Source organism: Streptomyces sp. NPDC020875, from assembly GCF_040641415.1.
Taxonomy (GTDB): domain Bacteria; phylum Actinomycetota; class Actinomycetes; order Streptomycetales; family Streptomycetaceae; genus Streptomyces.
On sequence record NZ_JBFADP010000008.1, the window covers coordinates 112,490 to 136,457 of the forward strand.

At 73.6% G+C, this 23,968-nt stretch carries 20 protein-coding genes; 8 read left to right on the plus strand and 12 right to left on the minus strand.

Translation table 11 applies throughout. The features are described from left to right. Window positions 1–160 precede the first annotated feature (160 nt). The 3 genes from AB0G74_RS06940 to AB0G74_RS06950 are packed head-to-tail and all read right to left on the minus strand — an operon-like array spanning window position 161 to window position 2,225. The gene (locus tag AB0G74_RS06940; protein WP_361141488.1) at window positions 161–1,087 is read right to left on the minus strand and encodes an aminoglycoside phosphotransferase family protein; all 927 of its coding nucleotides are present in this window, start codon (window positions 1,085–1,087) and stop codon (window positions 161–163) included. A 17-nt stretch (window positions 1,088–1,104) separates the two neighbouring features. Beyond that, a complete protein-coding gene (locus AB0G74_RS06945) occupies window positions 1,105–1,617 on the minus strand; it encodes a ferritin-like domain-containing protein (RefSeq protein ID WP_361141490.1) in 513 nt (170 codons plus the stop codon). Further along, entirely contained in the window at window positions 1,614–2,225 is a 612-nt protein-coding gene (locus tag AB0G74_RS06950; protein ID WP_361141491.1) for a hypothetical protein, read from the minus strand. Before AB0G74_RS06950 ends, AB0G74_RS06945 begins: the two co-directional genes overlap by 4 nt. Window positions 2,226–2,422: 197 nt before the next feature. Here AB0G74_RS06950 and rimP point away from each other — a divergent pair, with 197 nt between their 5' ends. The 8 genes from rimP (at window position 2,423) to AB0G74_RS06990 (ending at window position 10,668) form a co-directional block, all read left to right on the plus strand. Further along, window positions 2,423–2,920 carry a ribosome maturation factor RimP gene (gene rimP / locus AB0G74_RS06955; RefSeq protein WP_361141493.1) on the plus strand — a complete coding sequence of 166 codons (498 nt, stop codon included), beginning with the start codon at window positions 2,423–2,425 and terminating at the stop codon, window positions 2,918–2,920. 2 nt (window positions 2,921–2,922) lie between these two features. After that, window positions 2,923–3,933: a transcription termination factor NusA gene (gene nusA / locus AB0G74_RS06960; RefSeq protein WP_361141495.1), complete on the plus strand. Its 1,011-nt coding sequence runs from the start codon at window positions 2,923–2,925 to the stop codon at window positions 3,931–3,933. 226 nt (window positions 3,934–4,159) lie between these two features. Then, a complete protein-coding gene (locus AB0G74_RS06965) occupies window positions 4,160–4,456 on the plus strand; it encodes a YlxR family protein (RefSeq protein ID WP_361141497.1) in 297 nt (98 codons plus the stop codon). 147 nt (window positions 4,457–4,603) lie between these two features. Next, window positions 4,604–7,711, plus strand: a complete 3,108-nt coding sequence (infB, locus tag AB0G74_RS06970) for a translation initiation factor IF-2 (protein ID WP_361141499.1) — start codon at window positions 4,604–4,606, stop codon at window positions 7,709–7,711. A gap of 139 nt (window positions 7,712–7,850) precedes the next feature. Continuing rightward, entirely contained in the window at window positions 7,851–8,144 is a 294-nt protein-coding gene (locus AB0G74_RS06975) for a DUF503 domain-containing protein (RefSeq protein WP_358828113.1), read from the plus strand. 57 nt (window positions 8,145–8,201) lie between these two features. Next, a complete protein-coding gene (gene rbfA, locus AB0G74_RS06980; RefSeq protein WP_361141501.1) occupies window positions 8,202–8,660 on the plus strand; it encodes a 30S ribosome-binding factor RbfA in 459 nt (152 codons plus the stop codon). Beyond that, window positions 8,657–9,556 carry a tRNA pseudouridine(55) synthase TruB gene (truB, locus tag AB0G74_RS06985; protein ID WP_361141503.1) on the plus strand — a complete coding sequence of 300 codons (900 nt, stop codon included), beginning with the start codon at window positions 8,657–8,659 and terminating at the stop codon, window positions 9,554–9,556. The genes rbfA and truB overlap by 4 nt, the downstream gene beginning before the upstream one ends. A 173-nt stretch (window positions 9,557–9,729) precedes the next feature. Beyond that, window positions 9,730–10,668 carry a bifunctional riboflavin kinase/FAD synthetase gene (locus AB0G74_RS06990; protein ID WP_361141505.1) on the plus strand — a complete coding sequence of 313 codons (939 nt, stop codon included), beginning with the start codon at window positions 9,730–9,732 and terminating at the stop codon, window positions 10,666–10,668. An 841-nt stretch (window positions 10,669–11,509) separates the two neighbouring features. On the opposite strand, the gene AB0G74_RS06995 is transcribed toward AB0G74_RS06990, so the two are convergent. The 9 genes from AB0G74_RS06995 to eccE all read right to left on the minus strand — a co-directional run bounded on the left by AB0G74_RS06995 (window position 11,510) and on the right by eccE (window position 23,900). Then, window positions 11,510–12,493, minus strand: a complete 984-nt coding sequence (locus AB0G74_RS06995; RefSeq protein ID WP_361141507.1) for an ABC transporter ATP-binding protein — start codon at window positions 12,491–12,493, stop codon at window positions 11,510–11,512. After that, window positions 12,490–13,467, minus strand: a complete 978-nt coding sequence (locus tag AB0G74_RS07000; protein ID WP_361141509.1) for an ABC transporter ATP-binding protein — start codon at window positions 13,465–13,467, stop codon at window positions 12,490–12,492. The genes AB0G74_RS06995 and AB0G74_RS07000 overlap by 4 nt, the downstream gene beginning before the upstream one ends. Beyond that, window positions 13,467–14,357 (minus strand): ABC transporter permease, encoded by an 891-nt coding sequence (locus AB0G74_RS07005; RefSeq protein ID WP_361141511.1) that lies wholly within the window; start codon window positions 14,355–14,357, stop codon window positions 13,467–13,469. Before AB0G74_RS07005 ends, AB0G74_RS07000 begins: the two co-directional genes overlap by 1 nt. Further along, window positions 14,354–15,457 (minus strand): ABC transporter permease, encoded by a 1,104-nt coding sequence (locus AB0G74_RS07010; RefSeq protein WP_361141513.1) that lies wholly within the window; start codon window positions 15,455–15,457, stop codon window positions 14,354–14,356. The genes AB0G74_RS07005 and AB0G74_RS07010 overlap by 4 nt, the downstream gene beginning before the upstream one ends. A 3-nt stretch (window positions 15,458–15,460) precedes the next feature. Further along, complete coding sequence (locus tag AB0G74_RS07015) at window positions 15,461–17,398, minus strand: ABC transporter substrate-binding protein (RefSeq protein WP_361141515.1); 1,938 nt, start codon at window positions 17,396–17,398, stop codon at window positions 15,461–15,463. 189 nt (window positions 17,399–17,587) lie between these two features. After that, complete coding sequence (locus AB0G74_RS07020; RefSeq protein WP_361141517.1) at window positions 17,588–20,782, minus strand: SCO5717 family growth-regulating ATPase; 3,195 nt, start codon at window positions 20,780–20,782, stop codon at window positions 17,588–17,590. A 401-nt stretch (window positions 20,783–21,183) separates the two neighbouring features. Beyond that, window positions 21,184–21,417 (minus strand): DUF397 domain-containing protein, encoded by a 234-nt coding sequence (locus AB0G74_RS07025; protein ID WP_358828103.1) that lies wholly within the window; start codon window positions 21,415–21,417, stop codon window positions 21,184–21,186. Window positions 21,418–21,813: 396 nt separating this feature from the next. Beyond that, window positions 21,814–22,527, minus strand: a complete 714-nt coding sequence (locus tag AB0G74_RS07030) for a hypothetical protein (protein ID WP_358828102.1) — start codon at window positions 22,525–22,527, stop codon at window positions 21,814–21,816. Beyond that, complete coding sequence (gene eccE / locus AB0G74_RS07035; RefSeq protein ID WP_361141520.1) at window positions 22,524–23,900, minus strand: type VII secretion protein EccE; 1,377 nt, start codon at window positions 23,898–23,900, stop codon at window positions 22,524–22,526. The genes AB0G74_RS07030 and eccE overlap by 4 nt, the downstream gene beginning before the upstream one ends. Window positions 23,901–23,968 lie beyond the last annotated feature (68 nt).

Sequence of the window (23,968 nt, forward strand, 5' to 3'; positions counted from 1 at the left end):
GCCGAAGGCATAGGGGGCGCAACCGCGCGTCCGGCCACCGACGGTCCGCGGGCCGCGAACAACATCAGGCCCCCGGGCGCGCGGCCCGGACAATCGGGGCCGCGCCCCGGAGGGCAACGCACCGCACCCCGGGAATACGCGGCGCCCCGGAGCCCGCGGCTCAGAGCCAGGAGGCGAATTCCAGTACCGGCTCCGCCATCCGGGCCCGGTCCGCGTCGAGGGACCGTACCGCCGACGCGATCGCCCGGAACCGGGTCCAGCCCCGGACCCGCTCCGGGTCGAGGTCGAGCGAGTCGGCCAGCCGGGTCACCCGGCGGCGGGCGGTCGTCGCGCCCGCCGAGACCGCGACGAGGTCCTCGGCCCGGTCGCGGGCGAGCCGCGCGAGGTCGTAGGCGCGCTCCCCGACGAGCGGCGAGGGCCCGACGGTCAGCCAGGGCGTGCGGTCGCCCGCCAGGACTTTGCCCTGGTGGAAGGAGCCGTGCAGCAGGTACGTCTCCGGTACCGCGTCGGCCAGCAGGCCGTCCCGTACCTCCAGTGCCGCCGAGGCCAGCGGCGCCACGGGGTCGTCGGTGGCGGCGAGGGCCCGCAGCCGGGCCGCGGCCGGGGCCGTACGGTCGGCGACGGAGTCGTAGCCGTGGCCTGCGGGCGGTTCGACCCAGAGTCTGCGGAGCGTGCCCGCCGCTTCGAGTACCGCCTTCGCCTCCGGCAGGGATCGTACGGACACCTCGGGGTGCAGCCGTTCCAACAGCAGCCCACTCCCGGCGACGCGCCCGGCACCGGGTCCCGCCGCGTCCAGTACCCGGACCGCCCCGAAGCCGTCCCAGCGCTCCAGCGCCGCCAGCTCCGCGCCGGGCGCGGCCGACGGCGGCGCCAGCTTGAGCGCGGCGGGGGTGCCGTCGGGCCGGTGGACGAGGACGACGAGACCGCCCCGGCCCCCGGGGGCCACCACCCGCTCGACGCCGAGGTCCCAGCGGTCGACCGCGGCGGCGACGAGCTTCGGCAGTTCGTCGAGCCAGGGCCCGTCCGTTTCCGCGCGGCCGTCCTCGGCGAGCGCCCGCACCAGACGCCGGGGCGCTTCGAATTCCATGCCTGCGCGACTTCCTCTCATTCTCCGGCCGGTGGGCCGGTCGCCGCCGACCGCTCGGCGAGCCCAGGAAAGGCTACGCCGCCGCCCCGCCAGCGCGCGGACCGCACCGCCGCCTCCCGCAGGGCCGCCGCGGCTTCCGTACGGAGGGGGCCGCGCGCGGCCCGGACGAGGTCCGCGCAGGCGCCCGCGACCCGGTCCTCCAGATGGGCGGCGAGCCGGACGGCGGACGCCGCGTCGGGGACGGGGAACGGCAGGGCGTAGCCGGGGGCGGCCGCGACGGGCGCGGCGGCCAGGTCGCGTACGGCCCTGATCAGGGTGTCGCGGCGGGCCCGGTGGGCGGCGAAGGCTTCCCTGGCCTCGGCCCGGCGGCCGTCGTCGACCCGGGCGCCGACGACGCCGTACCCGTAGACGGCGGCGTGTTCGGCGGCGAGCGCCGCCTGGAGGGCGGTCAGCGGCTCCCGGCCGCCGCCGCTCACGGGCCGGAGTACGGCGCCCTGTCCGGTCAGCGGACTGGACGGCGGCCGGGTCATCGGGCCGGTCCCGGGTCGGCCGCGACGGGCCGGGAGAGCAGATAGGCGTGGGCGGCTCCGGCCGCGGCGACGGAGGCGAGCAGCCGGGCGAGTTCGGGGCCCGCGCCGTCGAGCGCGGCGGTGTACGCGGCGGAGGACCGGCGCTCCGCGGCGACCAGTTCGGCCAGGGCCCGCGCCGGGTCGGGGTCGGGCGTGAGGCCGGGAGCGGGGGTGGGCGCCGTGTGCGCCGGGTCGCGTACGGCGCCGGACGCGCCGGAGCCGCCGGGCGCGGTCCCGCCGAGGGCCGTGACATGGGCGGCGGCCGAGGCCCGTAGCTCGGTGAGGCGTCCGGCGAGTGCCGGATGCGCGGCGATCACCGCGTCGTAGCGGTCCCTGAGCGCCCCGCCGGACGCGGCCAACCGTTTCCGCAGCCGGGTGTCCGCCGCCTCGGACCAGCTACCCGGCGCGTTCCCCTGCTCGTGCGCCCCCTGAGCACCTCGCGCCCGGTCCCGTCCGCCGGTCTCCGACGGCTCACCCGAACAGCCCGTGAGCGCCCCCGCCGCCATCGCACCCGCCGTCGCGCCCGTCACCGCGAGCGCTCTTCGTCTCGTCGTTCCCGGGCGTCCCACGCGTTTCTCCCTCGGTCGGCGGCCGGTATTGAGATGATCATCGCCGCAGGCGAGCGTACCCGCGGCGGCCCCCGTGGTGGACGGCAACACCCTTCCGGACCGGATACCCTTTGATCTGACACGCGACCATCCGTGACCGCCTCGCGGCACGGACGCGACGGACCCACAACAGCACACGCGGCCGAGGAGTCACCCGGATGAGCACCACCCAGAGCGAGAGGCTGCGCGGGTTGCTGGAACCGCTCGTCAGCGCCGCCGGACTGGATCTGGAAGAGATCGAGGTGTCCCGCGCGGGCCGTCGCCGCCAGCTGGTGATCGTGGTCGACTCCGACGAGGGGCTCACCCTCGACGCCTGTGCCGAGCTGAGCCGTGAGATCTCCACCCGGCTCGACGAGTCCGATGTGATGGGCGACGAGGAGTACACCCTCGAAGTGGGTTCCCCCGGCGCCGACCGCCCCCTGACCGAGCCGCGCCACTACGTCCGGGCCACCGGCCGGCTGGTGCGGTTCCGGCTGCACGACGGAGGCGACCTGGTCGCCCGGGTGCTCGCCGTCGACGAGGAGGGTCTCGACACGGAGGTCCCCGGTGTGAAGGGGCGCAAGCCGACCAGCCGCCGGATCGCCCTCGGCGAGATCGCGAAGGCGCGTGTGGAGATCGAGTTCAACCGCAAGGACAAGAAGGAAGAGGAGGCGTAGCCGTGGACATCGACGTGAAGCTCCTGAAGGGCTTGGCACAGGAGAAGGAGATCCCCTTCGATCTGCTGGTCGAGGCGATCGAGTCGGCCCTCCTCATCGCGTACCACCGCACTCCCGACAGCCGCCGGTACGCCCGGGTGGTGCTCAGCCGCGACACCGGCCATGTGACGGTCTGGGCCAAGGAGGACCCGTCGGACGTGCCGGAGGGGCAGGAGCCCAAGGAGTTCGACGACACCCCGACGGACTTCGGCCGGATCGCCGCCACCACCGCCCGCCAGGTCATCCAGCAGCGGCTGCGGGACGCCGAGAACGACGTCACCTTCGGCGAGTACGCCCGCCGCGAGGGCGATATCGTCTCCGGCCAGGTCCAGCAGGGCAAGGACCCGAAGAACGTCCTGGTCAAGCTGGACGACAAGCTGGAGGCCATCCTTCCGGCTCAGGAGCAGGTCCCGGGCGAGGACTACAGCCACGGACTGCGGCTGCGGACCTATGTCGTCCGGGTGGCCAAGGGTGTACGCGGCCCCTCCGTCACGCTCTCGCGGACCCACCCCAACCTGGTGAAGAAGCTCTTCGCGCTGGAGGTCCCCGAGATCGCGGACGGCAGTGTGGAGATCTCCGCGATCGCCCGCGAGGCCGGTCACCGCACCAAGATCGCGGTCCGCTCGGTCCGGCCGGGTCTCAATGCCAAGGGTGCCTGTATCGGCCCGATGGGCGGCCGGGTGCGCAATGTGATGGCCGAACTGCACGGCGAGAAGATCGACATCGTCGACTGGTCGGACGACCCGGCCGAGATGGTGGCGAACGCGCTCTCCCCGGCCCGGGTCAGCAAGGTCGAGGTGGTGGATCTGGCCGCGCGCTCGGCCCGGGTCACCGTCCCCGACTACCAGCTCTCCCTCGCCATCGGCAAGGAGGGCCAGAACGCCCGGCTCGCCGCCCGGCTGACCGGCTGGCGGATCGACATCCGTCCCGACACCGAGCAGTCCGGTGACGCCGGGGAGCCGGACCGCCGCTGAGGCCGGGACCGGACCGCCGCCGTCGGAGACCGGTACCGGAACCCGATGGGGACCGGTGCCGGGGCCGTTGACCTGTGGGTTCACCGGCCAGGCGGCAGGCGCCCGGCGCACGCCGGGCGCGTACCCCCGGAGATCGACCGGCCACGCGCCGTAGCCGATCAAGACAGATGAGTGTTCGATTTTTGCCCCAAAGGGGTGAGGTCGCTACGGGGAGGTAGACTTAACCGTGTCTGGCCGGACGTATGTCGGCGCATGCCCAGAACGCACGTGTGTGGGTTGCCGCCAGCGGGCGGCCAAAAGCGATCTCCTGCGCATCGTGAAGATCGGGGACGAGTGCGTCCCCGATGATCGCGGTACGCTGCCCGGCCGGGGTGCGTACGTCCACCCCGTAGTGGACTGTCTCGATCTGGCGGTCCGCCGCCGGGCGTTCCTCCGGGCCTTCCGGGCCGGGGGGCCGCTCGACACGGCCGGATTGCGCCTGTCCGTACAGAAGACGGAGCGGGCCGCGGAGCAGGATGTGTAAGAAGAAGTACGGCACGGGTCCCCGTGCGGTCAGGTACCTCGCGAGTCGGAAGTAGGTCGAGATTGCGATGAGCACTCGATGAGTACGCGATGAGTACGCCCATGAAGTAGCGACGGTCCGGCGGTAACCGGACCTCAAAGGAGCGAAGTGGCTAAGGTCCGGGTATACGAGCTCGCCAAGGAGTTCGGTGTAGAGAGCAAGGTCGTCATGGCCAAGCTCCAGGAACTCGGTGAATTCGTCCGTTCGGCGTCCTCGACGATCGAGGCGCCGGTTGTGCGCAAGTTGACTGACGCGTTGCAGGGGTCCGGCTCCGGTGCCGGCAAGACCGCTGCCAAGCCCGGCGCGCCCCGTAAGGCCGCGCCCACCCCCGCCGCCCCCCGTCCGGGCGGTCCCACCCCCGGCGCGCCCTCTCCGGCCGCGCCCCGTCCCGCTGCCCCCAAGCCCGGCGCCCCGGCCCCCAAGCCGGCCGCCGCCGAGGCCCCCGGCAGCACCCCCTCTCCGGCCGCCCCGGCCCCCGGTCCCCGGCCGGGCCCGAAGCCCGCGGCCCGGCCCGGCCCGGTCGCGCCCGTACCCGCGGCGGAGTTCTCCGCCCCGGCCCCGGCGCAGCCCACCGCGCAGCCCGGCCAGTCCGGTCCCCGGCCCGGTGCCTCCGGTCCGCGCCCCGGCGCCCGTCCCGGCCCCGCCGGCGACCGCCGCGACGGCGGTCGTGACGGTGGCCGCGGCGGCGACCGCGGCGACCGTCCCGGGCGCCCCGCGCCCGGCCAGGGCGCCCCGCGCCCCGGCGGCAACCGTCCGGCCGGTCCCCGTCCGGGCAACAACCCCTTCACCTCCGGCGGCTCCACCGGAATGGCGCGTCCCCAGACGCCCCGTCCCGGCGGCCCCCGTCCCGGCGGTGCCCCGGCTCCCGGCGCGCCCCGTCCGCAGGGCGGCCCCGGCGGTGCCCCGCGTCCGCAGGGTCAGGGCGGAGCCCGCCCGACTCCCGGCGCGATGCCGCGTCCGCAGGCCCCCCGTCCCGGTGGCGGCCCCGCGGGCAACCGTCCGAACCCGGGCATGATGCCGCAGCGTCCGGCCGCGGGCCCCCGCCCGGGTCCCGGTGCCGGTCGTCCCGGCGGCGGCGGCGGTCGTCCCGGCGGTGCCGGTGCCGGTCGTCCCGGTGGCGGCGGCGGTTTCGCCGGCCGTCCCGGTGGCGGTGGCGGCGGCGGTCGTCCCGGTGGCGGCGGCGGTTTCGCCGGTCGTCCCGGTGGCGGTGGCCCCGGTGGTGGCGGCGGCGGCTTCGGCGGTCGTCCCGGCTTCGGTGGCCGTCCCGGCGGCCCCGGTGGCCGCGGTGGCACACAGGGCGCCTTCGGCCGTCCCGGCGGACCGGCCCGTCGTGGCCGCAAGTCGAAGCGGCAGCGGCGCCAGGAGTACGAGGCCATGCAGGCCCCGTCGGTCGGCGGCGTGATGCTGCCCCGCGGCAACGGCGAAGCCATTCGTCTGTCGCGCGGCGCGTCCCTCACCGACTTCGCCGAGAAGATCAACGCCAACCCGGCGTCCCTCGTCGCGGTGATGATGAACCTCGGCGAGATGGTCACGGCGACGCAGTCGGTCTCCGACGAGACGCTCCAGCTCCTCGGCGACGAGATGAACTACACGGTTCAGATCGTCTCCCCGGAGGAGGAGGACCGCGAGCTGCTCGAGTCCTTCGACATCGAGTTCGGCGAGGACGAGGGCGGCGAGGAATCGCTGGTCTCCCGTCCGCCGGTGGTGACCGTCATGGGCCACGTCGACCACGGTAAGACCCGGCTGCTCGACGCGATCCGCAAGACCAACGTGGTCGCGGGCGAGGCCGGTGGCATCACCCAGCACATCGGTGCCTACCAGGTCGCGACCGAGGTCAACGGCGAGGACCGCCGGATCACCTTCATCGACACCCCGGGTCACGAGGCGTTCACCGCCATGCGTGCCCGTGGTGCCAAGTCGACCGACATCGCGATCCTCGTGGTGGCGGCCAACGACGGTGTGATGCCCCAGACGATCGAGGCGCTGAACCACGCCAAGGCGGCCGAGGTGCCGATCGTGGTCGCGGTCAACAAGATCGACGTCGAGGGTGCCGACCCGACCAAGGTGCGCGGTCAGCTCACCGAGTTCGGTCTGGTGGCCGAGGAGTACGGCGGCGACACCATGTTCGTCGACATCTCCGCCAAGCAGGGCCTCCACATCGAGGAGCTGCTGGAGGCCGTGGTCCTCACCGCCGACGCGTCCCTCGACCTCCGGGCCAACCCGGAGCAGGACGCGCAGGGCATCGCGATCGAGTCCCACCTCGACCGCGGTCGCGGCGCCGTCTCGACCGTCCTGGTCCAGCGCGGAACGCTCCGGATCGGTGACACGATGGTCGTCGGCGACGCCTACGGCCGGGTGCGCGCCATGCTCGACGACAAGGGCGAGAACGTGGCGGAGGCCGGTCCTTCGACCCCGGTCCTCGTCCTCGGTCTCACCAACGTCCCGGGCGCGGGCGACAACTTCCTCGTCGTCGACGAGGACCGCACCGCCCGCCAGATCGCCGAGAAGCGGGCCGCCCGCGAGCGCAACGCCGCGTTCGCCAAGCGGGTACGCCGGGTGTCCCTCGAGGACCTCGACAAGGTCCTCAAGGCGGGCGAGATCCAGCAGCTCAACCTGATCATCAAGGGCGACGCGTCCGGATCGGTCGAGGCGCTGGAAGCGTCGCTGCTCCAGCTGGACGTCGGCGAGGAAGTCGACATCCGGGTGCTGCACCGCGGCGTCGGTGCCGTCACCGAGTCGGACATCGACCTGGCCATGGGCTCCGACGCGATCGTCATCGGCTTCAACGTCCGCGCGGCCGGCCGGGCCTCGCAGATGGCCGAGCGCGAGGGCGTCGACGTCCGGTACTACTCGGTGATCTACCAGGCCATCGAGGAGATCGAGGCGGCCCTCAAGGGCATGCTCAAGCCGGAGTACGAAGAGGTCGAGCTGGGCACGGCGGAGATCCGCGAGGTCTTCCGCTCGTCCAAGCTGGGCAACATCGCGGGTGTCCTCATCCGCTCCGGCGAGGTCAAGCGGAACACCAAGGCCCGTCTCATCCGGGACGGCAAGGTGGTCGCCGAGAACCTCAACATCGAGGGTCTGCGCCGCTTCAAGGACGACGTCACCGAGATCCGCGAAGGCTTCGAGGGCGGTATCAACCTCGGAAACTTCAACGACATCAAGATCGACGACGTCATCGCGACGTACGAGATGCGCGAGAAGCCGCGCGGCTGACGCCGGGCGGTCGGCCGGGGCCGGTCGGCGGAGATATTCCGTCGATCGGCCCCGGCCGCTGCGTGTACGGTTCCTGTGTCCCTGTCGAACACCGACAGGCGCCCTTGAACCCGAACCGGCGGGACATCCGGATCAATCCATGTTTGTGGGGACGCTCTCCTTCGACCTCCTCCTCGGCGACGTACGGTCGCTGAAGGAGAAGCGCTCGGTGGTCCGCCCGATCGTCGCCGAGCTGCACCGCAAATTCGCGGTCAGCGTGGCGGAGACCGGCGACCAGGACCTCTACCGCAGAGCCGAGATCGCCCTCGCGGTGGTCTCCGGCGACATACGACATCTGACGGATGTGCTCGACCGGTGCGAACGATTCGTCGCCGGACGCCCCGAAGTGGAACTGCTCTCGGTTAGACGCAGGCTCCACGGCGACGAAGACTGAAGGAGACGCCGCCACGACACCGTGGCCCGGCACAGCAGGTAAGAAGGAGAAGGACCAGTGGCCGACAACGCGCGGGCGAAGAAACTGGCGGACCTGATCAGGGAAGTCGTCGCCCAGAAGCTGCAGCGCGGCATCAAGGACCCGCGGCTCGGTACGCATGTGACCATCACGGACACCCGGGTCACCGGAGATCTGCGGGAGGCCACGGTCTTCTACACGGTCTACGGCGACGACGAGGACCGGGCCAGCGCCGCCGCCGGTCTGGAGAGCGCCAAGGGCGTACTCCGCAGCGCCGTGGGCGCCGCCGCGGGCACCAAATTCACCCCCACCCTGACCTTCGTCGCGGACGCGCTCCCGGAGAACGCCCGGACCATCGAGAACCTCCTCGACCGGGCCCGAGCCTCGGACGCCCGGGTCCGGGAGACCTCGTCCGGCGCGACCTACGCGGGCGAGGCCGACCCGTACCGCAAGCCCGACGAGGGCGACGACGAGGACGAGGGCAACACCTCCGCATGACGCAGCGCACCCCCGTGCCCGACGGCCTGGTCATCGTCGACAAGCCGTCGGGCTTCACCTCCCATGACGTCGTCGCCAAAATGCGCGGCATCGCCCGGACCCGCCGGGTGGGCCACGCGGGCACCCTCGACCCCATGGCCACCGGAGTACTCGTCCTCGGCGTCGAACGGGCCACCAAGCTCCTCGGCCACCTCGCCCTCACCGAGAAGGAGTACCTGGGAACCATCCGGCTCGGCCAGAGCACCGTCACCGACGACGCCGAAGGCGAGATCACCTCGTCCGCCGACGCCTCCGGGATCGCCCGCGCGGCCATCGACACCGGGGTCACCGCCCTCACCGGCGCGATCATGCAGGTCCCGTCCAAGGTCAGCGCCATCAAGATCGACGGCAAGCGGTCGTACGCCCGGGTCCGCGGCGGCGAGGACTTCGAGATCCCGGCCCGCCCGGTGACCGTCTCCGCCTTCACCGTCTACGACGTCCGGGACGCCGTCGCCGACGACGGCACCCCCGTCCTCGACCTCGTCGTCTCCGTGGTCTGCTCCTCCGGCACCTACATCCGGGCCCTCGCCCGCGACCTGGGCGCCGGACTCGGCGTCGGCGGCCATCTGACCGCCCTGCGGCGGACCAGGGTCGGACCCTACGGGCTCGACGCCGCCAAAACCCTCGACCAGCTCCAGGAGGAGCTGACCGTGATGCCCGTGGCCGAAGCCGCCGCGGCGGCCTTCCCCCGCTGGGACGTCGACGACCGGCGCGCCCGGCTGCTGGCCAACGGCGTACGGCTCGACATGCCGCCGTACGACCGCTCACCGGTCGCCGCGTTCGGCCCCGAGGAACGCTTCGTGGCGCTCGTGGAAGAAGAGAAGGGCAAGGCCAAGAGCCTGGCCGTGTTCGTCTGACGGCCGTCCGCCGCTGTCCCCCCGCCGCCCCTCCGCCGTCCGGCGAGGGGCGGCGGAGGTCGGTGGAGCGGCCGAAGTGACGGCCGGTTGCGGTCCTCCGCCCGGGACATGGCACCCTTAAGGCTGCGAATACTGGTCTGGTGAAACTGATGGTTCGGCGAGGAGCGGTCACAGTGCAGCGCTGGCGTGGCTTGGAGGACATCCCCCAGGACTGGGGGCGCAGCGTCGTCACCATCGGTTCCTACGACGGAGTCCACCGCGGGCATCAGCTGATCATCGGGCGGGCCGTGGAACGGGCCCGCGAACTCTCCGTACCGGCGGTCGTCGTCACCTTCGACCCCCACCCGAGCGAAGTCGTACGGCCCGGCAGCCACCCCCCGCTCCTCGCGCCCCACCACCGGCGCGCCGAACTGATGGCCGAACTCGGAGTCGACGCGGTACTCGTCCTCCCGTTCACCGCCGAGTTCTCCCAGCTCTCCCCGGCCGACTTCATCGTGAAGGTCCTCGTCGACAAACTCCACGCCAGGACCGTCGTCGAAGGCCCCAACTTCCGCTTCGGGCACAAAGCCGCCGGAACCGTCGCCTACCTCGCCGAACTCGGCGCCACCTACGACTACGACGTCGAGGTCGTCGACCTCTACGTCAGCGGCGAGGCGGGCGGCGGCGAACCCTTCTCCTCCACCCTCACCCGCCGCCTCGTCGCCGCCGGAGACGTCGCGGGCGCGGCGGAGATCCTCGGCCGCCCCCACCGCGTCGAAGGCATCGTCGTCCGCGGCGCCCAGCGCGGCCGGGAACTGGGCTACCCCACCGCCAACGTGGAGACCCTGCCGCATACCGCGATCCCCGCCGACGGGGTCTACGCGGGCTGGCTCACCGCCGACGGCGAACGCATGCCGGCGGCGATCTCCGTCGGAACGAACCCCCAGTTCGACGGGGTCGAGCGGAGCGTCGAGGCATACGCGATCGACCGCGTCGACCTCGACCTGTACGGCCTCCACGTGGCGGTCGACTTCCTCGCGTACATCCGCGGCCAGGAAAAATTCGCCTCGGTCGACGACCTCCTAGTGGCCATGGCCCGCGACGTGGCCCAGTGCCGGGAGCTTTTGGCGTAGCTCCCGGGGTTCTCGGTGTGGGGTTTCCCGTCTGGTGCGGGGCGGTTCGCGCCTCAGGCGCCGGCGGGGCTGTTGAAGATGTGACCGTTACTCCGGCGGTATGCGGGCGGTCTTGTCCGGCGTCGGGAGGGTCGGTGGCCTCCGGGTTCACCTCCTCACGGACGGCGGAAGTGGGGGTCTTCTTTGGGAGACCCGTTTCTTTTCCGCCGTCCTCCCCCAAAGCTGCCTTTGGGGGGACCCCCAGGGGGCGACCCTGCACCCCCCGACCACGCCGACTGGACTTGTCCCCTGGTGCTGGAGCCCGTCCCGGGGAGGGGAAGGGTGCCACCTGATGTGGTCGGTCCACCCGCTGCCCGGTGGTGGGCTTGTCGCGCAGTTCCCCGCGCCCCTGGTTACCTCCGTTGCCGCCCTCCGAAAGGGCGCCGCCCCAGGGCGGGGCTTCTCCTCTAGGGAGTGGGTTCCCCTCTCCTTATCCGGTGCGAGGGAGAGCATTTAGGGGCGCGGGGAACTGCGCGAACGGCCACGGGCGGGCCGCAGTCAAAACACCTCCAGAGGAAGCACCATCCATCCCGCCCGGAGGGCGCCCCCTTGCCGAGGACGGTGCGGGGGAGGTGGTTAGGGGCGCGGGGAACTGCGCGACCAGCCACGACGGTGGGGCGGACCGCGAACAGCATCAGGTCGCCGGGTGAGACCCGGCGTTGTTGGCCTCACCCGGAGGGCCAAGGCGCTGGGGGTCCCCCCATTGCCGAAGGCGTAGGGGGCGGAACTGCGCGACCAGTCACAGGCGGGCCGCAGGCCGCGAACTACATCAGGTCGCGCGGCGCGGCCCGGGGCGTGGCGCTCACCCGGAGGGGCGAGGCGCCACCGGCGTGAGGTGGCAGGAGACCCCCGCGTCGGCGACGCGGCCCGGTGGCGTGCCCCGGCACAGGTCGGCGACGGCGGCCGCCGCGCCGGACGCCAGTGACGGGCAGCGTGCGTGGAAGCGGCAGCCGGGTGGGGGGCGGGTCGGGTCCGGGGGTTCGCCGGAGAGGACCGTCGCGGGGAGCGGGGATTCGGGGAGTACGGAGAGCAGGGCCCGCGTATAGGGGTGCCGGGGCTCGGTGAGGACGGTTTCCACGGGGCCCGCCTCGACGACGCGGCCGAGGTACATGACGGCGACCCGGTCGGCGATGTTCCACGCCAGGCCGAGGTCGTGGGTGACGACGAGCGCGGAGAGCCCGAGTTCGTCGCGGAGCCGTAGCAGCAGGGCGAGGATCTCGCCGCGTACGGAGGCGTCGAGGGAGGCCACGGGCTCGTCGGCGACGAGGAGTTCGGGCTGGAGGGCGAGCGCGCCCGCGATGACGACGCGCTGCCGCTGGCCGCCGGAGAGTTCGTACGGGTAGCGGAGGAAGAAGCGGTCGGGCGGCCGGAGTCCGGCGAGGGCGAGCGCGCGGGCGACGGCGGCGCGTTCGTCGCCGGGTGTCCCGTGTACCCGCAGGCCCTCGGCGACGGCGTCGTAGACGGTGTGCCGGGGGTTGAGGGAGCCGGTGGGGTCCTGGAGGACGAGTTGGGCGCGGCGGCGGTACGCCTTGAGGGCGCGGGCGGTGTATTCGAGGGGCCGTCCGGCGAAGGTGACCCGGCCGGAGGTGGGGGTGACCAGTCCGAGCAGGGTTCTGGCGAGGGTCGTCTTGCCGCAGCCGGACTCGCCGACGAGGGCGACGATCTCGCCGTGGCCGACGGTCAGGTCGACTCCGTCGACGGCGCGCGCCGGGGGACGGCCGCGGCGTCCGGGGAAGGTGACGTGGATGTCTTCGGCGCCGAGCAGGGGGCCCGTCGTGGTGGTCACCGGGATTCCCCTCCGGCGTGGACGCAGGCCGCGTGGTGGGCGGCGCCGACCTGGACGAGGGCGGGTTCCCGTTCGGCGCAGCGGTCGTCGGTCCTGGGGCAGCGCGGCCGGAACGTACAGCCGCCGGGCAGGGCCGACGGGTCGGGCGGGTCGCCGGGCAGTCCCCGGGGCGCGCGCCGGGACGCGGGGTCGCCGACCCGGGGGAACGCCGAGGCGAGGGCCCGGCCGTAGGGGTGGTGGGCGGCGGTGTGGACCGTCCGGGCCGGGCCCTCTTCGACGATCCGGCCCGCGTACATCACGGCCAGCCGGTCGCAGGTCTCGGCGAGTACCGCCAGGTCGTGACTGATCATCAGCAGTCCGATGTCGTGGTCGGCGACGAGCCGTCCGATCAGCCGGAGGATCTGGGCCTGGATCATCACATCGAGGGCCGTGGTGGGTTCGTCGGCGATGATCAGCCGGGGTTCGCAGGCGAGGGCCATGGCGATCATCACCCGCTGGCGTTGTCCGCCGGAGAGTTCATGCGGATAGGCGGCGGCGCGGTCGGGGGGCAGTCCGACCTGGTGGAGGAGTTCGGTGACGCGTTCCCGGGCCCGGGCGGGGGGTGTGGAGCGGTGCAGCAGGATCGGTTCGGCGATCTGGTCGCCGATCCGGTGGACGGCGTTGAGGGAGTGCATCGCGCCCTGGAAGACGATGGACGCGCCCGCCCAGCGGACGGCCCGCAGCCGCCCCCAGCGCATGGTGAGGACGTCCTCGCCGGCGAACCGGATCTCGCCGCCGACGGAGGCGCCCGGCGGCAGCAGCCGCAGCAGCGCCATGGCGAGGGTGGACTTGCCGCAGCCGGATTCCCCGGCGACGCCCAGTTTCCGTCCGGCGGGCAGTTCGAGGTCGACACCCCGGACGGCGGGTACGGCGCCGGGCCCGGAGCCGTAGGTGACCCGTAGGTCCCGGACGGACAGCAGTGGTTCCGTGGTCATCAGCGGGCCCCCAGCTTCGGGTTGAGGACGGATTCCACGGCCCGGCCGCAGAGGGTGAAGGCGAGGGCGACGGCGGCGATCGCCAGTCCGGGCGGGGCGAGGTACCACCAGTGGCCGGAGGAGACGGCGCCCGCCTCCCGGGCGTCCTGGAGCATGCCGCCCCAGGACACCACGGTCGGATCGCCGAGGCCGAGGAAGGCGAGGGTGGCCTCGGTGAGGATGGCGGCGGAGATCCCGAGCGTCGTCTGGGCCAGGACCAGCGGCATCACATTGGGCAGGACGTGCCGGTTCATGATGTGGCCGTGGCCTCCGCCGAGGGCCTGGGCGCGTTCGATGTACGGCCGGGACTCGACGGCGATGGTCTGGGCCCGGACCAGCCGGGCCGTGGTGGGCCAGCTGGTGACGCCGATCGCCACCACCACCGTCCAGACGCCGCGTGACATCACCGTGGCCAGCACGATCGCCAGGACCAGGGTCGGCATCACGAGGAACCAGTCCGTGATCCGCATCAGGGCGGTGGAGAACCAGCCGCCGTAGTGTCCGGCGATCACACCGACGAGGGTGCCGATGGCGACCGAGAGCGCCGCCGCCAGCAGTCCGACGAGGAGGGAGATCCGCGCGCCCCACACCAGCAGCCCCAGCAGATCCCGGCCGAACTGGTCGGTGCCGAGGGGGAACGCGGCGCTCGGCGGTTCCAGCGGCCCGCCGGGTGCCCGGGTGACGCTTTGGACGTCGTCGCCGACGAGCAGCGGCGCCGCCAGGGCGACCAGCGCGATCACGGTGAGCGCCGCCAGGCCGAGCAGCCCGGCGCGGTGCGTACGGTACGCCCGCCAGAAGCGGGCGGCCGACGCGCGGCGCCGGGCGCGGGCGAGGGACGCCGGGGCGCTCATCGGGCCACCCGGGGGTCGAGGAACGGATAGACCAGATCGGCCAGCAGATTCATCACGATCATCGCTCCCGCGAACACCACGAAGAGTCCTTGGACGAGCGGCAGGTCCGGCACGCTCAGCGCCTGGTAGAACAGCCCGCCGAGGCCCGGCCAGGAGAACACCGTCTCCACCAGGATCGAACCGGCCGCCACCTGCCCCAGATTGATGAAGACCATGGTCACGGTCGGCAGCAGCGCGTTCGGTACGGCGTGCCTGCGGCGTACCACCGCGTCCCGCAGCCCCTTGGCGCGGGCCGTGGTCAGATAGTCGCCGCCCATCTCGTCCAGCAGCGACGACCGCATCACCAGCAGGGTCTGGGCATAGCCGACGGCGACCAGGGTCAGTACCGGCAGCACCATATGGTGGCCGATGTCGAGGGCCCGGGCGAGACCGGTCGTATCACCGGACTCCATTCCGCCGGTCGGGAAGAGCCCGGGGACCGGGCCCACGCCGACCGCGAGCACCACGATCAGCAGCAGCCCCAGCCAGAACGACGGCACCGACCAGAGCGTCAGCGCCAGCCCGGTGTTCAGCCGGTCGCCGAGTCCGCCGTGCCGCCAGGCCGCGCGGGTGCCGAGCCGGAGCCCGAGCGCCGAGTAGAGCACCACGGCCACCCCGGTGAGCAGCAGGGTCGCGGGCAGCTTCTCGGCGATCAGCTCCCCGACCGGGGCCCGGAACTGGTACGACATCCCCAGATCGCCGGTGAGCGCGCCCGCGCAGTACTCGGTGAACTGCCGCCACATCGGCTGGTCGAGACCGAACTGCCGACGTAGTGTCGCGAGTTGCTCCGCCGAGGTCGGGGTGCCGTGCGTCATCGCCTTCACCGGATCGCCGGGGACGATCCGGAACAGGAAGAAGCTCGTGACCAGGACAGCGAGCAGGGAGAACGCGGCCCCGGCCAGCCGGGACCCCAGATAGGGCAGATAGCCGCGGGCCCGGACGCGCAGCCGGGCGCCGCGCCCGGTCGCGGCCGTCTTCCCGGGGCCGGTGTCCGTGCCGGGCGCGCCGAGAGTGATCGCCGCGGCGGGCGGGGGAGGGGGTGTGGTCGAGGGAGAGGTCATCGGCTACTCACGGTCCTCCACGGTCGCGCGGCGCCGCAGTACGACGAGGATCGCGAGGACCACCGCGGGTACCAGCGCCGCGCCCAGGGCGAGCAGTATCGTTCGGGCGCCGGTGCCGTCCGGCGTACCGTCACCGGCTCCGGCGGCGGGTACGGCGGACCACCAGCTCCAGTAGCCGTCCTGGCCCCAGATGTTGCCCGCGGCCCCGGGCATCGTCGTGATGGACGCGATCTGGTCGGTGCGGTACGCCTCGACCGCGTTCGGATAGGCGAGGACGTTCATATAGCCGGTGTCGTACAGCCGGGACTGGAGCCGCTTCACCAGCCCGGCCCGGACGGCGGGGTCGTACTCGGCCGACTGGGCGGCGTACAGCTCGTCGTACCGCCGGTCGCAGATGAAGTTGTCGGTGGAACCGGTGTCCCGGGGGGTGGCGGGCAGGGCGGCGCAGGTGTGGATGGCGAGGGCGAAGTCGGGGTCCGGATTGACCGACCAGCCGTCGAACGCCAGGTCGTAGTCGCCCTTGAGCCAGGGGTCGGAGACATTGTCGAGACAGTCGACCCGCAGTCCGATGCCCAGCTCGCCCCACCACTCCCGCAGATACTTGCCGATGGCCCGGTCGTGGGCGTCGACGGCATGGCAGAGGAGCCGGAAGTCGAGCGGACGGCCGTCCTTCCCGGCCCGCCGCCCGTCGGCGTTCCGCCGGTATCCGGCCCGGTCGAGCAGGGCGGCGGCGCGGGCGGGGTCGTAGCCGATCCGCTGCCCGGCGGCCGGTTTCCAGAAGTACGCGGCGTACCGGGGCGGGATATAGCCGTCGCCCTCCACAGCATGCCCCTGGAACACCTTCTCCACCAGGGTCCGCCGGTCGACCGCGTGGAACAGGGCCTTGCGGACCGCCGGGTCCAGCAGCGCCGGATGCCCGCTGCCGAAGGTCTTCCCGTCGCGGGAGCGGGCCCCGGGGTTGGTGGCCAGGGCGAGGAACCGGCGCCCCGGGGCGTCGTTCACCCGGATGGACCGCTCGCCCGCCAGCGCCTTCGCCTGAGCGGGCGTCAGGCCCTGGACGAAGGAGACCTCGCCCTTGCGGAGCGCGGCCACGGCCGCGTCGCCGTCCTTGTAGTACTTCAGCAGCAGCTCGTCGAATTTCGGGGCGCCCCGCCAGAACGACGGATTGGCCCTGAGCCGCAGATACTGGTCGATCTTGAAGTCGGTGATCACGAACGGTCCGCTGCCGACCACCGGGAACCGTTTGTCGTTGTTGAAGGTGGAGAAGTCGCCGACCTTCTCCCAGATGTGCCGGGGGACGATCGGGACGTCCAGGGCGACCATGGTGGCCTGCGGCTTCTTCAGCCGTACCACCAGGGTGCGGGCGTCGGGCGCGGTCACCTGCCGGAAGTTGGCGGTGAAGCTGCCGGAGGCGGTCGCCGCGTTCTCGTCGGTGAGGATCTTGTCGAAGGTCCAGGCCGCGTCGTACGCGGTCAGTGCCCGGCCGTCGGACCAGCGGGCGTTCTGCCGGATGGTGTACGTCCAGGTCAGCTTGTCCGGCGAGGAGCGCCACGAGGTGGCGAGCCCGGGGATCGGGCGGCCGTCCGTGACGTCGTAGTTCGTCAGATACTCGTAGGCCAGCCGGTGGACGGTGGTGGAGACGAGCCGCTGGGCGCGGAACGGGCTGAGCGAGTCGACGCTCTGCGAGACCGCGATCGTCAGAACCTTCCGGCCGCCGCCTCCGCCGTTTGAGTCGCCGTCCCGGCCGTCGTCGGCGGCGGCCGGGAGCGGGGGGAGTACGAGCAGCGCACCGGCCACGGCGGCGGTGAGGAGCCGTCCCGTACCGGTCGCGCGGGGCCGCCGGGACGGGGGCGGGACCCCGGCCGCGGCGGCCGGGCGGCGGGCCGGGTCGAAGGCGGGGGCTGAAGGGACCGATGAGGACGACGGGACCTGGGTGACCATGGCGGTGACCTCGCGTCGGCTGGGTCGGGATCGCGGACGGGCCGAGCCGGGGATCTGCGGGCGATCCGGTCCGGCGCTGGTACATACCCCGTAGACGTCCCGTCGTACCCCCGCTGGGCTGCGGCGATACACCGAGGGCCCGGATCGTTCCGACGATCCGGGCCCTCATTGGTCCACTCCTCTGCCGCCCTACTGCTGAGGGGCCGGCGGTGGCTGCGGCGGCCATCCGGCGGGCGGAACCGCGCCCTGCGATTCGGCCTGTTCCCCCTCGGCGGGCCGCCCCTGCTGGGGCGGAAGCGGCGGATACCCCTGGGCCTGCGGCGGCTGCTGAGCCTGCGGCGGCTGCTGGGGCCAGCCGGACTGCTGCGCCGGGGGAGCGGTGGGCTGCCCCTGCGGCGGATAGGGCTGCTGGGGCGGCAGCTGTCCCCCGTACGGGTGCGGTACGCCGCCCTGCGGATACGGCTGACCGGGTGCCGGCTGGGCCGGATACGGCTGCCCCGGGACCTGCTGGCCGGGGATCTGCGGTCCGGGCGAGCCCGCGGACTGCTGCGGCGGATACGGCTGTCCCTGCTGCGGCGGTCCCGCCGGGGGATACCCGCCGGGTCCCGGCTGACCGGGCTGCCCCGACGGTCCCGGCACGCCGGGCTGAGCGGGCTGTCCGTAGCCGGGCTGGCCCGGCATCGGGGGCGCCATGGTCGGCGGCGGGTTGCCGTTCGCCGTCCACAGCCCCTGCTGCTGCTGGGCGCGGGCGAAGTCCTCGGCGATCAGCGCCGACAGATTGAAGTACGCCTCCCGGGTCTTCGGCCGCATCATGTCGAGGTCGACCTCGGCGCCCGCCGCCAGATGCTCGTCGAACGGCACCACGACCACACCGCGGCAGCGCGTCTCGAAATGCGCCACGATGTCCTCGACCTTGATCATCTTGCCGGTCTCCCGGACCCCGGAGATCACGGTCACGGACCGCTGCACCAGCTCCGCGTAGCCGTGCGCCGAGAGCCAGTCCAGGGTCGTACTGGCGCTGCTGGCGCCGTCGACGGAGGGCGTCGAGATGATGATCAGCTGATCGGCCAGGTCCAGCACCCCGCGCATCGCGCTGTACAGCAGACCGGTACCGGAGTCGGTCAGGATGATCGGGTACTGACGGCCCAGTACCTCGATGGCCCGCCGGTAGTCCTCGTCGTTGAAGGTCGTGGAGACCGCCGGGTCCACGTCATTGGCGATGATCTCCAGACCGGACGGCGCCTGGGACGTGAACCGGCGGATGTCCATGTACGAGTGGAGATACGGGATCGCCTGCACCAGGTCGCGGATGGTCGCCCCGGTCTCCCGCCGCACCCGGCGGCCGAGGGTTCCCGCGTCCGGGTTGGCGTCGATGGCCAGGATCTTGTCCTGCCGCTCGGTCGCCAGCGTCGAACCGAGCGCCGTGGTCGTGGTGGTCTTTCCGACCCCGCCCTTGAGGCTGATGACCGCGATCCGGTAGCACGACAGCACGGGCGTACGGATCAGTTCCAGCTTCCGCTGCCGCTCGGCCTCCTCCTTGCGTCCGCCCAGCTTGAACCGGGACGCGGCGCCCGGGTTCCGGCTCGACTTGGCCTTCTGCTTGTTGTTCCGCAGCAGCCGGTCCGACGACAGTTCGACCGCCGCCGTGTAACCCAGCGGCGCGCCCGGCACGGAACGCTCACGCTGGTCGTGGGTGACGGCCGTCGGCCAGCCGCCGCCGGACCGGGGGTCCACGGGCGGCTGCCCGGCACCCTGGCCGGGACCCGGGTCCTGTGCCTGCGGCGGCTGGTGGGGCAGAGGCTGCTGAGGCGGCTGGGCCTGCTGCGGCGGCGGTCCGGGCTGCGCCGGGTGCGGGAAGCCGTACCCCGGCTCGTGCGCGGCGGGCGGCAGCGGCGCCGACGGCGCGGTGTGCGGCGGCGGGAAACCGTAGCCCTGCGGGGGCCCGGACTGCGGTGCCTGATGGTCCGGCAGCGGCTGGGACTGCGGCTGCGCGGGCGGGACCGGCGGGACCCCGGGCGGTGTCTGCGGCTGGTGCTGGGGCTGCGGGAATCCGTACCCGGTGCCCTGCTGCTGCGGAAGCGGCTGTGCCTGTACCGGCGGCTGCGGCTGCTGCTGCGCGGGCGGGACCGGCGGGACCCCGGGCGGCGTCGCCGGGTGCGGATAGGCGTACCCGGACTGCTGCGGTACGGGCGGCACCGGCGGCGCGCCGTGCGAGGGCGCCGACGGCGGCGGGGCGGACTGGTCGGCGGTCTGCGGGGAGACCGGCCACTGCGGCTCCGACGCCTCGGCGGGCTGGAACGCGGGCGGCAGCGGCGGCAACGCGCCGCCCTGCGGCGGACCCGGTGTCCACGGCTGCGCGGGCGCGGGCGGCACCGCGTCCGGCCGGGCGTCCCACGGCACTTCGGCGGCGGGCGGCACGGAAGGCCCGTCGGGCAGGTGCGGCGCGACGGGCGCGTCAGGTGCGGCGACCGGGTTCACGGGGACGGCATCGGGCTCGAAAGCCGCGGGCGGTACGGCCGGTGGCACCGTGTCGAGGGGCTCGTCGGCGGCGCCGTCGACGGTACCCGGCACCTCGGGGTCGGCCTCCCGGCTCTCCTCGGTCTCGCCGGCGGAGTCCGGGAACTCCGGTACGGCGACGGGCTCGCCGCCGTCCGCGCCGTCCGCCGGTGCGTCCGAGGACCCGTCCGTCGTGGCACCGTCGACCGGCGCGACGGGCGCGTGCGCGGGGGCGGCCGCGCTCTCCTCCGTACCACCGGATCCGCCGTCGACCGCGCCGCCCGCCGCTTCCTCCTCGGCGGCGCGCTCCGCGGCTGCGGCAGCCGCCGCGTCCCGCTCCGCGATCTCCCGCTTCAGGGCCGCGGGCGAGAAGCGCATCGTGGCGCCGCTCTCCACATCGCCGCCGCCGAACGGCTCGGCCGCCACCTCCGGCGGGGCGGCCGGAGCCGTACCACCGTGGCCGTGGACCGAGTTGTCAGCGGCATCAGAGGAGTCCGCGGCGTGAACGGCGGGGGAGGCGGGGGCGGAGTCCGGGCCGGGGACGGGCGGCGGGAGCGGCGCGGCACCCTGCTGCGGCGCCGCCGGGTCGTAGCCGTACGCGGGCGGCGCCGGGGGCGTCCCGGGGCCGGGCGCGGGCGGGTGCCAGCCCTGCTGGGCCGGATAACCGCCGTCCACGGGCGGACCCGGCACCGCCACGGGCGCGCTGTGCGGCGGCGGTGGCGGCGGAGGCGTGGCGCCGCCCGAGGTGTCGCCCGGCGTGTTCTGCGTGTACCAGGCGGGCGGGGTGTAGTCGATGGTGAACTCACCCGTCATCTCGGCGGGATCCGCGTCGGACTCGTCGGCGGGAAGGTCCCAGCCCCCGCGGATCCCGTCCCGATCGCTGTTCACTCTGCCTCCTGGTGTGGTCGAGCACCGATGGGTCCCGGTGCGATGGGCGACCGCCGACTACCGATCGGCCCGGCCGGTACCGTCACTCGGCGACGGGGTGCTCGTGGGTACGGTCCGCCGCTGTCCTCCACCCTAAACGCCAGGGACGACAGCCCGGCAGCCCCGGCGCCGCCACCGGCCCGCGGCCCGGGCCCCGGTACGGTCCGGGGCCCGCCCGGCGCCGCGACCAGAAGGACGAAACGGTACGGAACGCCTCCAGAAGGCGCTTCGGTGCCCGGGTGAACTCCCGGTGAACAGCGCCCGGTCCACCGGTCGGCGACGCCGGACACCGGTAGTACGGAGAACGGCGCGCGTCCCGGGCGCACGGCTCGCACGCCGGGCTCACGGGGCGCCGACGGCCGTCAGGTGAGGTCGAACTCCCCGTCCCGGGCGCCCAGCACGAACGCCTCCCACTCCGCCGCCGTGTACCGCAGCACCGTGTCCGGGTCCAGCGACGAGCGCATCGCCACCCCGCCGCCCGGCAGATGGGCGATCTCCACCCGCTCCTCGTCCGCCTCGGTCCCGGGCGCGCTCAACCACTCGACGTCCGAGATGTCGAGGGCGTACAGCTCGTCCTTCTCCTGCGCGCTGCCCATGGGCCACGCTCCCCTTCGTTTGTGCGCGGACCGCCCCGCACCGGGACGGCCGGACCGTGCGAAGGCCGCCGGTCCGTGCAACTGAAGGGATTTTAGGCTCAACGGGGCCGGGTTCCGGGGGCTGTTCCCCGGAAGATCCCCGACACCCGCGACCCGGCTCCACGCCGTCCGCCCGCCCGGCGAACAGGTGTGCTACACCCGTTCTCGACCCGTACACGTGCCCGACCCGGACGCGCGATCCGTCCTCCGCGCGACCGGACCCGGCCGCCGACTGCCCCGTACGCCTCCGGAGCCGTACCGCCGTACCGCCGTACCGTACGAAACCCTCGTACCGTACGAAACGGACCTACGGGCCCGAGGCCCACGGAACCGCGCCCGCGACGATCCGTGCCCGGGTCAGTCCATCCTTCGGGCCGTGCCCAGCAGCCCGGTCTCCGCGTCCGTACCGCTCGTCATCACCCAGTTCCGCTCGCGGCCCGCGCACCAGAGCGTCACCCCGTCGGCCAGCGTCGGCAGCGCGCCGCTCTCCGCCTCCGCGAGACCGAGGATCCGGCCGATCTGCGCCGCCTCCTGCGGCGACACCCGCTGGACACCGACCAGGGTCGCCGCCCGGAGCAGCCGGGGCGCCACCGGGCTCAGATACGGCAGCAGCGTCAGTACCGACTGCCAGGGCGCCGAGACCACCCGGCCGCGCGGCGGCCGCATCCCGCAGTCCCGGATCACCACGACCGGACTGCCGACCGTCGCGCCCATCGGCGGCACCCGGCCCACCTCGTGCAGGGTGATGCAGTCGAGCCCCGCGCCCGCCGCCTGGGCGAGCGTCGTCCACGCCTGCGGACGCCCGGTCTCCACCGCCACCCGCGCGCCCGTCCCGGCCGCGCGCAGCGCAAGTACTTGTGCCGTCCACAACCCGCCGATCAGCAGGACGTCGTACGGGGTCGACCGGTGGAAGCCCACCATCAGGGCCCGGCCCTCGGCGTCGTCACCGATCACCACGCCGTCGTCGCCCACCGGCAGCGACAGCGCCCCCAGATCGGCGACGGGCATCGTATGACCGGGATGACGGGGCCCCGCCAGCCGTCGCGCGGAACGCGCCGGAAGCAGCCTCATCGCGCACCCCCCAGCGGCAGCGTCGCCAGCGCGCCCGGCAACTGCTCGCGGTCCAGCCGGACCAGGGACACCTTGCCGGTCCTGGCGTGCTGCTCCAAGGTGCGCCGCACCCCGATCAGCTCGGTGTCCGAACCGCCCGTCACCCGGACATGACCCGCCATCGACAGTGCTCCCCGGTGCGTGCCCCGCCGCAGCGTCAGGCTGAACGTGGTGGCGTACGCGGGCGCGGCCGTCAGCAGCGCCACCAGCTTCGGCAGCGGCGCCGCGCCCCGGCCCAGCTCGGGCCAGCGGCCCACCGCGTACGTGGTGTGCCAGCGGTCGTCACAGCGCCACACCCGGGCGGTCTCCGAGGTCCGCCGCTGCGGTACGGCGTCCGGGCGCGACGCCCGGGCCGCCAGCCGGGGGCTCGCGCAGGCGGCGGTCGCCAGGGTGGAGTTCAGCTCCTGCTGGTCCAGGACGACGGCCGAGAACCCGGCCCCCGTCGCCCGGCTCGCGATATGGTCCGCGACCCGCACCAGGCAGCGCTGGGCGCCCGTCACCCCGCCGCCGCGGGCCTCAACCGCCTCCCGGCACAGCTCGGGGTCGAGCTTGACCGCCACCCAGGTCATCCGGAGCGCCGGGGCACCGGTCTTCTCCTGAAGAGGCGTGTACGACAGCCTGGCCACCGACCGCTCCGGCAGATGCGGCGCGGGCGCGGACCGTACCTGCTGCACCAACTGCACCGAGTCGACGACGATGTCGTCCACCTCCAGCGCACCGCCCAGCAGGGAGAGCGGCAGGGCACGGGCACCGAACGCGGGGCGCAGAGCGGCGCCGCTCGCCTCGATCCGTACCACCGCCGTCAGGAAGGAGCCGTCACCGAGCATGCCGACCGTACGGCGGCTCTTGTCGATATAAGGACTGGGGCGGAGCCCGGGGACGCCCTCGACGACCGGGGCCAGTGAGAGATCCGTGTCGGCCGGGGCCGGAGCCGATGCCCTGCGGCGCGATCGCAGCGCCATCGCCGTGGTCGTCCAGTCCTGCGCCGACTGGCCCCTGCGGCGCAGAAAGGCGAGTACGACGAGGACCGCGGCCACCACGGCGGCGGGCACGAGCCACAACTTCCCCGCGACCGCCCCGACGGCGGCGATCACCAGCGCGATCTCCACCAGGGCCAGCTGCCGCAGCTGCAACGGGCCGAGCCGGCTCGTTCGGGACAGCGGCCGGAGCGTCGTCGTGGCGGGCGGGGCACCCGGGCCCGGACGGGGTATGCCGCCGTCCGCCCCGGAACGCGGTCCGCGGCCCCGTGAACCGCCGCGCCCACGGTCGTTGCGCGCGCCCCCCGCACGTCGTCCGGGCGTCCGCCCATTTCGCGCGCGCGTCGCCGTAGCCATCGCCGCGATGCCCCCTCGTGTCCGTAATTCCCAAATTCCGGTGGACGTTGACAGGGCGATCACCCTAC